The sequence below is a fragment of the Bacteroides graminisolvens genome, from assembly GCF_963666085.1.
Lineage (GTDB): Bacteria > Bacteroidota > Bacteroidia > Bacteroidales > Bacteroidaceae > Bacteroides > Bacteroides graminisolvens.
The window spans coordinates 1312877-1324554 of record NZ_OY762556.1 but is presented as its reverse complement, the minus strand read 5'-3'; the positions used below and the strand labels follow the sequence as shown (position 1 = coordinate 1324554).

Annotated in this window: 10 protein-coding genes and 1 pseudogene; 4 read left to right on the top strand and 7 right to left on the bottom strand. The window is 41.4% G+C overall.

The genetic code is table 11. The features are described 5' to 3' along the window. The first annotated feature begins 82 nt into the window (after positions 1-82). Positions 83-2143: an HD family phosphohydrolase gene (locus tag ACKPCE_RS05320; RefSeq protein WP_319504451.1), complete on the top strand. Its 2061-nt coding sequence runs from the start codon at positions 83-85 to the stop codon at positions 2141-2143. On the opposite strand, the gene ACKPCE_RS05315 is transcribed toward ACKPCE_RS05320, so the two are convergent. The 7 genes from ACKPCE_RS05315 to ACKPCE_RS05285 all read right to left on the bottom strand — a co-directional run bounded on the left by ACKPCE_RS05315 (position 2118) and on the right by ACKPCE_RS05285 (position 8924). Then, entirely contained in the window at positions 2118-2591 is a 474-nt protein-coding gene (locus ACKPCE_RS05315; RefSeq protein ID WP_319504450.1) for a low molecular weight protein-tyrosine-phosphatase, read from the bottom strand. The two genes, ACKPCE_RS05320 and ACKPCE_RS05315, sit on opposite strands and share 26 nt — an antisense overlap. Before the next feature lie 14 nt (positions 2592-2605). After that, positions 2606-5065, bottom strand: coding sequence for a replication restart helicase PriA (priA, locus tag ACKPCE_RS05310; protein WP_319504449.1), 2460 nt, complete (start codon positions 5063-5065; stop codon positions 2606-2608). 111 nt (positions 5066-5176) lie between these two features. Then, the gene (locus ACKPCE_RS05305) at positions 5177-5824 is read right to left on the bottom strand and encodes a porin family protein (protein WP_319504448.1); all 648 of its coding nucleotides are present in this window, start codon (positions 5822-5824) and stop codon (positions 5177-5179) included. Positions 5825-5968: 144 nt separating this feature from the next. Next, positions 5969-6190, bottom strand: a complete 222-nt coding sequence (locus ACKPCE_RS05300) for a DUF2795 domain-containing protein (RefSeq protein ID WP_002558131.1) — start codon at positions 6188-6190, stop codon at positions 5969-5971. 73 nt (positions 6191-6263) lie between these two features. Continuing rightward, complete coding sequence (locus ACKPCE_RS05295) at positions 6264-6827, bottom strand: cob(I)yrinic acid a,c-diamide adenosyltransferase (protein WP_024996921.1); 564 nt, start codon at positions 6825-6827, stop codon at positions 6264-6266. 39 nt (positions 6828-6866) lie between these two features. Next, positions 6867-7496 carry a hypothetical protein gene (locus tag ACKPCE_RS05290; protein WP_319504447.1) on the bottom strand — a complete coding sequence of 210 codons (630 nt, stop codon included), beginning with the start codon at positions 7494-7496 and terminating at the stop codon, positions 6867-6869. Positions 7497-8246: 750 nt separating this feature from the next. After that, positions 8247-8924, bottom strand: a complete 678-nt coding sequence (locus ACKPCE_RS05285; protein ID WP_319504446.1) for a hypothetical protein — start codon at positions 8922-8924, stop codon at positions 8247-8249. Between the two features lie 224 nt (positions 8925-9148). Between ACKPCE_RS05285 and ACKPCE_RS05280 the strand changes: the two genes are divergently transcribed. The 3 genes and pseudogenes from ACKPCE_RS05280 to ACKPCE_RS05270 all read left to right on the top strand — a co-directional run bounded on the left by ACKPCE_RS05280 (position 9149) and on the right by ACKPCE_RS05270 (position 11632). After that, positions 9149-10225 (top strand): GNAT family N-acetyltransferase, encoded by a 1077-nt coding sequence (locus ACKPCE_RS05280; protein ID WP_319504445.1) that lies wholly within the window; start codon positions 9149-9151, stop codon positions 10223-10225. A gap of 16 nt (positions 10226-10241) precedes the next feature. After that, a pseudogene (locus tag ACKPCE_RS05275) lies at positions 10242-10352 on the top strand (cytochrome C biogenesis protein CycH); the annotation flags it as partial. A 20-nt stretch (positions 10353-10372) separates the two neighbouring features. Further along, entirely contained in the window at positions 10373-11632 is a 1260-nt protein-coding gene (locus tag ACKPCE_RS05270) for a hypothetical protein (protein WP_319504444.1), read from the top strand. Positions 11633-11678: the final 46 nt, after the last annotated feature.

Genomic DNA, 11678 nt, shown 5'->3' with positions numbered 1-11678 from the left:
ATAGGTAAATCGCGGCAAAATTAAGCCTTTTTTTCCGATACTAATGTTTTTTTTTGTACTTTTCGCAAAAATTTCAACGAATATGAGTTATTTGAAGATAAAGAAAAGCTTTTCATACAGAGATTTACTATATAAAGTACTTGTCTTTGCAGGCACAGTAGCACTTATTGTCTATTTTCTTCCTCGTGAAGGGAAGTTCAGTTATCAGTTCGACCTTAATAAGCCCTGGAAATACGGCCAACTGATGGCAACCTTCGACTTCCCTATTTACAAAGACGAAGCCGTAGTGAAAAAAGAGCAAGACAGCCTATTGGCTTCCTTCCAGCCCTACTATCGTTTAAACAAAACAGTTGAGAAGGACGCTGTAAGAAAGTTGAAAGAGAATTACAAGAAACACCTCAATCAAATTATTCCCTCTGTGGGATACCTGCATCACCTAGAAAAAACATTGAAAGAAATCTATGCCAAAGGTATCGCATCAACGGAAGACATCAGTCAAATAAAAAAAGACAGCGTCACCTTCATCATGGTGGTGGAAGACAAACTGGCCAACCAACAACTGGCAGACAATGTGTACAGCGTAAAGGAAGCCTACGAATACCTTTTGTCTGCCGACACCATTCATTATAAGAAAGAAATTCTTCGTCGTGGTTCTCTGAACGAATACGTTCTGCCCAATCTGACTTATGACAGTGAGAAAACTGAGGCAGCCAAAAAAGAACTTTTAGATAACTACTCCTGGGCAAACGGAGTGGTACAAAGCGGGCAGAAAATTATTGATCGCGGAGAAATCATAGATCAACGTACATATAACATTCTGGAATCACTGAAAAAAGAATCCATCAAACGAAGTGAGTCCATCGGACAAAAGCAATTAATTCTGGGAGGACAAATACTCTTCATCGGAATCCTGATGCTTTGTTTCATGCTCTACATGGAACTGTTCCGCAAAGACTATTATGAGCGAAAAGGCAGTATGCCCTTATTGTTCTCCCTCATCATGTTCTATTGCATCGTTACGGCGCTTATGATCAGCAACAACCTCTTTAGCATCTACATCATACCCTATGCCATGCTGCCCATTATCACGCGTATATTTCTTGATTCACGAACAGCCTTCATTACGCACGTTATCACCATACTGGCATGCTCCATTACACTTCGTTATCCACACGAGTTTATACTGCTTCAACTCACAGCCGGGTTGGTAGCCATATACAGTCTGCGAGAACTGTCACAACGCTCACAACTCTTCCGTACAGCCATACTAGTTATCGTGACTTACATCGTACTCTACTTCTCATTCGAACTGATAACAGAGAACGACCTGTCTAAGTTAAACCGCAGCATGTACATCTATTTCGTGATCAACGGCATATTGCTACTGTTCACCTACCCCTTGTTGTTCCTGCTCGAAAAGATATTCAGCTTTACCTCCAACGTAACCTTGGTAGAACTCTCAAACATCAACAACAACCTACTCAGACAACTGTCCGAAACAGTACCGGGAACCTTCCAACATTCACTGCAAGTAGCCAATCTTGCGGCAGAAGCAGCCATACGCATCGGTGCCAAAAGCCAGTTGGTACGTACCGGAGCCCTCTACCACGATATCGGAAAGATGGAGAACCCCGTTTTCTTTACCGAGAACCAATCGGGCGGCATCAACCCGCACGAAAAACTCAGTTACGAACAGAGTGCACAAATTGTAATCAGCCACGTAACCGATGGCGTTAAGCTGGCCGAGAAACACAACCTGCCCAAAGTCATTAAAGACTTCATCACCACCCACCATGGCAAGGGAAAAACCAAGTTCTTCTACATTTCATGGAAAAACGAGCACCCCGACGAAGAACCCGATGAAAAACTCTTCACCTACCCCGGTCCCAACCCCTTCACCCGTGAAACCGCCATCCTGATGATGGCCGACGGAGTAGAAGCCGCTTCACGCAGTCTGCCCGAGTACACCGAAGAAAGCATTGGCAACCTGGTTGAAAAGATAATCGATTCGCAGGTAGAAGAAGGCTATTTCAAAGAATGCCCCATTACATTCAAAGACATAGCCATCATCAAAGGAGTGTTCAAAGAAAAGCTCAAAACCATCTACCACACCCGCATCAGTTATCCGGAGTTAAAAAAGTAAGTAAGCCGTCGCAAGCATCCTCCAGTATGTCGAGCACATACTCAAAACCCTGCGTACCGCCATAATACGGATCGGGAACATGATCGGCTTGCATACGAGTGCAGAAGTCGGTCATCCGGTGTATTTTGTCACAAGCCTCCAGAGAAGAAGCCCGTTCACGCAAATCATCAATGTTGCGATCATCCATGCCGATGATGAGATCGAACACCTCAAAGTCGTCCGTTTTCACCGGGCGAGACCGATGTATCAGGTTATACCCCCGGCGAGCGGCATGCGCACGCATTCGGGAATCGGGCAATTCCCCCTGATGATAACTCAATATACCGGCCGAATCAATCTCGAACAAATCATTCAACTCCCTCTCCTCTATTAAGTGACGCATCACCCCCTCTGCTGCCGGAGAGCGGCAAATATTACCCAAGCAGACAAACAATATCTTTTTCTTCATACACATTTACTATATTACATCGGATCCACATCATAATAAATGATAGCCGATTTAAAAAGTTCATTTTGCAACATCGCCAGTCGCGCATCATACAAAATCTCCCGTACCTTATTCATGGAAACATCATTCTCAATCTTCACCACCAGCTTCTTGATGTACAAAGTCTGTATCCTTGCCACCGGCGGTTTATCCGGACCAAGCACCCTGGTACCCAAAACCGTTTTTAACTTACCTGCCATCTCATCCGCCATCTTATCGAGCAACTCACTATTTTTGTGTTTCATATACACATAAATAAGCCTAAAGAAAGGAGGATACTGAAACATCTGCCTCTCGGCCAACTGCCCTTGCGCCATCTCCTCGTACCGGTTATCAATGACCTGAGCAATCACCTCATGATCCATGCTCTTCGTCTGCAAAATAACCTTTCCCCTTTTATGCTTTCTCCCGGCCCGGCCCGCCACCTGCGCCATTAACTGAAAAGCCCGTTCGTAAGAACGAAAATCAGGATAATTCAACATCGTATCCGCATTGAGTATTCCCACCACACTCACCCGGTCAAAGTCGAGACCTTTAGACACCATCTGCGTACCAATAAGAATGCGCGTTCTTCCTTCCGTAAAATCAGCAATAATCTTTTCGTAAGCCGTTCGCGTGCGTGTAGTGTCCAAGTCCATTCTCGCCACAGCAACATCGGGGAACAACAACTTGATGTCATCCTCAATTTTCTCCGTGCCAAAACCCCTATGCAACAACTCCACACCCCCGCATGCCGGACAAACCGTGGGCACTTGATACGTGTATCCGCAATAGTGACAAGTCAGCTGATTCATACCCTTGTGATACGTTAAACTCACATCACAATTCTTGCACTTGGGTACCCATCCGCACGTGCGGCACTCAATCATCGGAGCAAATCCGCGTCGGTTTTGAAACAGAATAACCTGTTCACTCCGTTCCAATGCATCGGTAATCTCCTTGAGCAAAAGCGGAGAAAACGGACCCGTCATTCGCTTCTTTCGGTACAACTCCTTGATGTCAACCGGCACAATTTCGGGAAGCTGAATCTCCTGAAACCTCTCTTTTATCTCCACCAAACCATACTTACCCGTTTGCGCGTTGAAATAACTCTCGATAGACGGCGTTGCCGTGCCTAGCAGCGTTTTGGCACCACACATAGAAGCCAATACAATGGCTGCGTTGCGTGCATGATAACGCGGAGCCGGATCCTGCTGTTTATACGTATTTTCATGCTCCTCGTCGACAATGACCAGTCCCAACCTGCTGAACGGCAAAAAGACCGACGAGCGCACACCCAGAATCACATCATACGGCTCATTGCTCAACTGCTTCTGCCAAATCTCCACCCGCTCGGCATCGGGAAATTTAGAATGATACACACCCAGTTTGGAGCCAAACACACGCTGCAAGCGCTCTGTGATCTGAGTCGTCAACGCTATTTCGGGAAGCAAGTACAACACCTGCTTTCCCTGCGCCAGTGCATCGGCAATTAAGTGAATGTAAATTTCCGTTTTACCGCTTGACGTAACCCCGTGCAGCAAACAAACATTCTTTTGTTTGAAAGACTCCACCACCTCGGCATACCCTTTGCGTTGAAACTCATTCAGCGGATTTAAAGGCAACACATTGGCCAAAGCATTTGTTAAGCGTCCCACCTCAAAATCATACACCTCAAACAACCGCTTGTCAACCAATGCAGCAAACACATTGGCCGAAACATCGGCTTGCTTTAAAAGCTCCTTCTTGGAAACCTCTTTCAACGTTCCCGTTCCCATAAAGGCAGACAGTTCAAGGTATTTCATCAGCAAGGCCAATTGCTTAGGCGCCCTTCCCAGCTCAGTAAACAGAGCCTGCAACTTCTCCTCGTGAGCCACTTCGCTGCACAGGCGAACCCGCACTTCCGTGCGTGGTTTATAGTTTCGGCGTAACTCCTCCTTCACAAAAAGCGCCCCTTTATCGAGCAAAGATTTAATGACGGTCAGTATATTTTTTATTCCGCTGTCTTTCTCCAGTTTGCTTACGCACTGCTCATGTTCGGCAGACAGCAAATCGAGAACCAATTGCTCCTTGGCCGACAAAGGCTGCAACGATTCAAAATCGGGATTATATTCCACCATCGTTTCACTTTCGAGCTTCAGTCCCGAAGGCATGGCTGCCTTATAGACATCACCCAGGGGACACAAATAATATCCCGAAAGCCATTGCCAGAACCGATATTGAAGAGGCAACAACACAGGCGAATCATCCAGCACAGCAAACAACTCCTTTACTTCATACTCCGAAGGCGGACAATAATGCACATTGCTGATAATTGCCGTGTAATACTTCTTTCTCCCAAAAGGAACCACCACCCGGCAGCCCGCCTCAACAGACAGAGACAAGTCATCGGGAACGGCATACGTATAAGTTCCGTTCAGTGGCAAAGGCAATATAACATCTACATATTTTTTCATCGTAGAGCAAAGGTACAAAAAAGTTCTTATGTAAAGCAGGGTAGCGTCAGCGCAAAAAAATAGAGGAGCCTAAACCCCTCTATCTTCGCATATTTGTAAATTCTAAGAATTCTAGAACAAGTAAGCCACAGAAACCTGCCACATCTTCGATTTATAAGATTCACCATTAATGGCATCCCATGCACTAGAAGGACTATCAATCTTCGCCTTTGCCGAATCAGTTAACCCCATGTTGTAGTTAACACCCAACTGAAGATGTTTGAGTAACTTCACACCGGCACCCAGGTTTAGTGACACTTCGGACTTATCATAATCCAGCGAACCTTTCACCGAATCAAAAGTCAAGTCATCGTCAGAGTTCATATTAAAAAAGAAACTGGGACCGGCAGCGAAATAAAGACTGGCCAGACTACCTAATCCAATAGAATACTTCAGATTGATAGGAATCTCAACACCCTGTTGTTTGAAAGTCTTTTCTTTTGAAATATTACCTTCCTCATAAGAGAACTTCGTTCCTTTTTGAGCATACATCAAAGCACCATCAACACCTAATCCTATAATAGGTATTGTAATGTCTACCATCGGGCCAATAAAAAAGCCGGTATAATTATCTGCATTGCCTTTAGCATCCCATGCATCAGAAAGTGAAGCCGAAGCCAAATTCAAACCGCCTTTCACACCAAACTTAATTTGTGCTTTAGCCGGCATAGCCATAGCCAAACAAACAGTCACAGTAAAAAGAGTAATCCATTTTTTCATAAGTCATAAAGTTTAATATTTCTGCAAAAGTAAGAAATTCTTTTTAAGGAACGCCCTGCGAGCCCCTTTTGTTTACAATGTGAAACACAAAAAAAGCCCGGTAACAAATCACCAGGCTTCGTATTCTTTCTATCTATTGTAGTTTTAATACTCCTCTTCGTTAAAAAAGAAATCTTCTTTACTCGGATAATCGGGCCAAATATCTTCAATGCTTTCATAGATTTCACCCTCATCCTCCATTTCCTGAAGGTTTTCAATTACTTCAAGAGGGGCTCCCGACCGCATTGCATAATCGATAAGCTCATCCTTGGTAGCAGGCCAAGGTGCATCTTCCAATTTTGATGCTAATTCCAACGTCCAATACATAGTTTTACAGTATTTAAAATGTGAATATTATTCCTCTTTTTTTATATTTTCGGCAAAAGTATAATAAAATACTTCATTTGCAACGATTATTCCAAAATATTTCGTCTTTTTTCTCCAGAAAATTAATCCTACGTGATAAAACGAAAAGATAATCGGACAGACGGTTGATATAAGCCAATAAATTCTGATCAATAGTCAAATGATCCGTCAAAGCCAAGATACGCCTTTCGGCACGGCGGCAAACCGTTCGGCACACATGGCAGAAAGCCGAAGCCCTTGCACCACCGGGAAGTACAAAATTATTAATAGCCGGCAATCCGTTATCGGCTTCATCAATAGCCAGTTCTATTTTTTCCACATCCTCGGGCTTGATGATACTTACGGCATGCAAGTCGGTCTTCTCCTGATCCGTTGCCAGATAAGACCCCACACCAAAAAGCTTGTCCTGCACCACGCGCAGAAATTCGGCATCACCCTCTTCAGTCAGATAAGTAATGAGCACCCCTAAATGAGCATTGAGCTCATCTACCGTGCCATAAGCCTCGAGCCGTGCATCCGTTTTCAACACCCGCGTACCCCCAATCAGTCCGGTACGTCCTTTGTCACCCGTCTTCGTATATACTAAACTTTTCTTCATATCATTGCTTATTAGTAAAAGATTAACAGCAGCCACCTACTAAAAGTTGACCGTATAGTGTTGTTTTATCTTCTTTTTATCAAAGAAAACAATACCCAGGTCATAAAGATCAAACGTAATGCCCGTCCGCTCATCATCCTGCAATTTTTTCCAGCAAGCCTTTATCTCCTTGCCGTAACCAATGCCCCGAAAAACATAGATTGATTGAGAAGAATGACGATTCAGCAGATTGTCAAGAACCTGAGGAGTAAGCAAAGCAGCCTCGGCATCGACAAACAAAAAATCAATAGGCATTCCATCATTCAAAGAAACTTCCGAAAACGATTCGGCATATAAATAAGTAGCAGTCGTTTTGGCAGCTTGCAAATACACAGCAGCCGATGACCGCCTCCCCACATGCACGATCACATGGGGCTGAGCCATGTTAACCAATCGAAACAAAAGCCGGCTCACCTTTCGGCTTTCCCGGAAAAACATTTTCCCTTTGTTATGACGAGCCAGCTCCCTTTCTTGCATGGGCAATGTGCGGTATGCATAATAAGGAAGCCTTTCATAAATTACATTCGTAATAAAGTTAAAGGCAAAAGGCGAGTGCACTCCATAACCACAACGGTTACGGAAACGCGAAAGCCAGATAAACGGATGCTTCAATTTACGTATGATACTCATATACATAAAAAATAGGAGCACAAAGATACTATTTTTAAGTAATAACGAGGAGCGGATATAAAAAAACAGGTCCCGCAACTGCGAGACCTGAAACTAATATCCATCTAAAACAAACTTTAAGAGAGAACATATCGATTGTTATTGAAAACAATAAAAACCGCCAAATTAAGCTTTTTGTCGATACATATAGGATAAACGTCGTAAACTAAGTCTTAATAAATGCATGATAAACGCATATATATTAATGTAATCAACATCATGTTACCCTCTGTAATTCAACGGAATAAAGATACGAATAAAATAAATGATATGCAAACTATGTAAATATGAATTAATATTAAAAATAAAAGTTTGACTTCTTTTAAAGAATAGCAGTGCTTTGTTCCGCAAGACACTTTGCTACATAAAAAGTATGAAAAAAAGTATCACCAAGTATCACCAACGCCATAACTAGTTGATAACCAAACTATTGTGTGTGATACTTGCCTTAAAAAAAGCCTCACCAAGTATCACCAAGTATCACCAACTTTTTTGGCACTAATTTCTTACAAGTTTATAGTCACTTATTGTTTATATATAGAATCTTTAGTTAGCATGCTTCTGCAATTTATTTTGCAGGTTAGCAATTTTCGTCTCCACCCGGATGTACACAGTTTGTACACCCCCATGTACAAGTCCCGTACACCCGGGTGTATGATAGTTGTACACCCGGGTGTGCACAAGGTTTTGTAAGTAGCAGATAATTTTTGTTTATATAATAGCTTCTGAAGTAGCATCAATACCATGCGCTTTGAGACATTCAACCGCACTTATCATATTTTTTTTATTAACGTTACCCAGAAAAAATACATGATAGTTGTTTTGAGCATCAAGTATCTCCATGAAAAACGGATGAACATTTTTATAATGGCTTCTACCACCGAAGTTTACTTTCTTCAGCTCATGATACGGTATTACTTTCTTTTGAAAATAATTACGCAAAATGAGATTATGAGCATCAAAAACAAGTGAATGTTGCTTCAAAACGCCATGGTATAATAGGCAAACACCCAACAACAAATATGCAACACCAAATATCGCTACAGAGAGCGGTTGGTGCAGGAAAAGAAAAATAGAAGAAAAAGTCAAAATTAAAGCCAATACAGTAAAATAAGCTAATCGCATAGAAAAACCGGGAAACTCTAGGTAACAGAAATCCATATCCCTTTTTTCTTGAGGAACATAGTTTATAAACGGAATCTTTTTTTCTATAAGATACTGAATCAGGTAGCTGTAGCGTAAACGATACGGATATAATTTAAAAGCACGAAGAGTACCCGACTTTAGCCTGAAAGTAAAGACTCCCGGTCCGGCCAGATTTCGGAATTGAGGTTTACACTTTATCGACGTGCTCAAATCATATCTGGTCATAAAAGTAAAACTCTCCATATTAGTTACCTCAATCCCTTTTCTCCGTAGGAAAGACTCTATTCTCTGAATTTGATTACTAGAAAGTTGAACTGAATTCATTGGTTAGCCATCAACTGATTAATTATGAGGTAAAGGTACAAAATATATTTTACCATACAAGTATATTGAAAGGAATGATCTTTAAGTGAAATCAAATTACTACATTTGTAAACAGCTCATATTCAGAATAAAACAATATCGATATGGAAAAATTAAAATTAGTTCCCGTTCAAGATAGCCACATCCGGCAACTAACCTGCTGGTTAAACAAAGAACACGTGTTGAAGTGGTATAACGATGCCGATGAATGGCTAAATGAGATCAAAGAAAGAAAAGGCTACTTTAGCTTTCTCAACCATTTCATTGCACAAGAAGGAAACCACCCTATTGGTTTTGGACAATACTACGACTGCTTTGCCGCTAAGGAAGATTGGTACACTGTAGACCGGCCACATGAATTATTCAGCATCGACTACTTTATCGGGGAAGAAGATTATCTGCGAAAAGGCTATGGCAAGCAAATAATCAGATTGCTGGTTGAACGCATAAAAACACAATATCCACATGCTAAGATCATAGTTCAGCCGGATAGTGACAACATCGCTTCTTGCAAAGCATTACTAGGTAACGGTTTTATTTTTGACCCGAAAGCGAACTATTATACTTTGGATGATACACTAAAACACTGCGGAACAAAAGTCATCAATACAGAGAGGCTTACACTAAGACCCTTTCAGTACGCAGACGATAACGATATGCTGGCCTACTGGATTAGCGATCCAAAAATTCAGTCCTTGTACAGCGAACCGGTATACGTAACAAAAGAAGAAGTCAGAGCACTATTAGATAAATACATTAACTCATACAAAAACCCAGATTACTATCGTTGGGCAATTATTCAAAAGGAGTCCGGTATATGCATCGGACAAGTTGCCATTTTTCTTATCGACAACAAAAACCATTTTTGTGAGATAGAATATGCTTTAGGAAGCAAATTTCATCGCAAGGGCTATGCAACAGAAGCGGTAAAGGCCATTCTGGATTTTTGTTTTAACCATGTCAATTTCCACAAAGTACAAGTCTGCCACAAAGAAGGGAATATAGCTTCGCAGGGCGTTATAAGAAAATGTAATTTTACGTATGAAGGAACTCTACGTGATTTCTTTTATACAGATGGTAAATATGTTGATCGATTGTATTATTCAATGCTGAAAGAAGAGTATGACAAGGATAAGTTTAGATCAGAGCAAACGGGGAGTGTTGGAACATTTAATACATAAGGCAAGTGATGGGTAGGACGGAGCACTAGTTGCCCCGACTCTAATGATTGCTGAAAGCCGTACTGAAGAGAAAGACACCATGGTAAAAGTGGTAGTAAACCTCATAAACAATAAGAACCATGACTAACTTTAGATTCGAAATTGCTCATGATTAAAAAAAGATCATATATTACATTACTTCTATTTTGTGTTTTAGTAGTGAATGCTGCTTCACAAAACAGAAGTAAAGATTCATTGGCAGTGAAAGAGTATTCTTTTCTTCTAATCGGCTCTCCTGCCAAGCTCTTTACCATGCGCCAGGCCAACGAAAATTGTTTAAGTCTGTATAGACTAAGCATGCGTCAATTAAATAAAATTGTAATCTTCAAAAACAAGCCTATTTACCTCAGCAATCTACTTTTGCAATCGGTAGCCTCCTTGATATTTATTCCTTTAACGCATGAAGAAGGGCATCGTTCCATACTTACCTACAAAGGAATAGGAAGTATTTCACAACCATTTATTAATAAAGACGGAGCAGTTTATGTGACAGGTGTAAAAGACATAGACTTGAAAACGTTACGAGATACTGATTTACCGAATTATATACGTTTACACACAGCAGGATTAGAGTCAGATTACGCCATGTTGCTACGCGAATCCTCACAAATGAATTGGGGACAGGAGAGCATGAGCATTCTGTGGACTGAATATTTTATACGCAAAGTTTCATTAGTAACTTATTATGCTATGGGGTTACTGAAAATAGACGCAGGTATAGAAGAAGAGAATGATGAATTGAAGCGAGATATCGTGGGCCATGATGTCTATGGAGCAATACGGCACCTACATCGTCCGAACATGGAATTTAAACGATATACAGACTACAACGATTTAACAAATAAAGAGAAGAGATTCGTAAAAAGAGTAGGCTGGCGTTCGCTTTTAAATTTAGTAGACCCACTACTTCTTGGAAAAACCGGCTTTAAGTTGAATAGCAAATGCAACGGGAATTTCGCTTTGGGCTATGGCATGGTTCCCTTTGGAGATTACATTGACGAACATTTCTGGCTGACAACAAAGTCCGTCAATGCCCATTTTTATTTGAGACAATATGAAAACAAAAATACATGGTTTCCCGCATTGGGAGCTGATTTATACAATATATCAGTAGCACAAAACATCGCTATTGATGCTGCTTTGCACGGCTGGATACAACCTAGAGCATTGGCTTTTGCTGAAAACTCGGGGAAACTTGGAACTGCCATTGATTTAACAGGTAAATACAGGGTCTATTCAGGAACAAAAGGAGTTAAAAGATTATCTCTAAATTTAGGAATGACTGCTAAGACCGAAGGCTTTCTACCTGAAGAGATGAACCTGAAACGCTACATCGGGTTCAGGATTGGAGCAAGTATCTGGTTGTAATTGTTATAACAAAACTTTGATAATAAACAACCTTTTGAACAATGTA

Bases quoted from the DNA above. Each gene is read 5' to 3' on its own strand.
- priA (WP_319504449.1), bottom strand. From the start codon at position 5,065: ATGAAAAAATATGTAGATGTTATATTGCCTTTGCCACTGAACGGAACT.
- ACKPCE_RS05270 (WP_319504444.1), top strand. From the start codon at position 10,373: ATGATTAAAAAAAGATCATATATTACATTACTTCTATTTTGTGTTTTA.
- ACKPCE_RS05305 (WP_319504448.1), bottom strand. From the start codon at position 5,824: ATGAAAAAATGGATTACTCTTTTTACTGTGACTGTTTGTTTGGCTATG.
- ACKPCE_RS05290 (WP_319504447.1), bottom strand. From the start codon at position 7,496: ATGAGTATCATACGTAAATTGAAGCATCCGTTTATCTGGCTTTCGCGT.
- ACKPCE_RS05300 (WP_002558131.1), bottom strand. From the start codon at position 6,190: ATGTATTGGACGTTGGAATTAGCATCAAAATTGGAAGATGCACCTTGG.
- ACKPCE_RS05295 (WP_024996921.1), bottom strand. From the start codon at position 6,827: ATGAAGAAAAGTTTAGTATATACGAAGACGGGTGACAAAGGACGTACC.
- ACKPCE_RS05315 (WP_319504450.1), bottom strand. From the start codon at position 2,591: ATGAAGAAAAAGATATTGTTTGTCTGCTTGGGTAATATTTGCCGCTCT.
- ACKPCE_RS05285 (WP_319504446.1), bottom strand. From the start codon at position 8,924: ATGGAGAGTTTTACTTTTATGACCAGATATGATTTGAGCACGTCGATA.
- ACKPCE_RS05280 (WP_319504445.1), top strand. From the start codon at position 9,149: ATGGAAAAATTAAAATTAGTTCCCGTTCAAGATAGCCACATCCGGCAA.
- ACKPCE_RS05320 (WP_319504451.1), top strand. From the start codon at position 83: ATGAGTTATTTGAAGATAAAGAAAAGCTTTTCATACAGAGATTTACTA.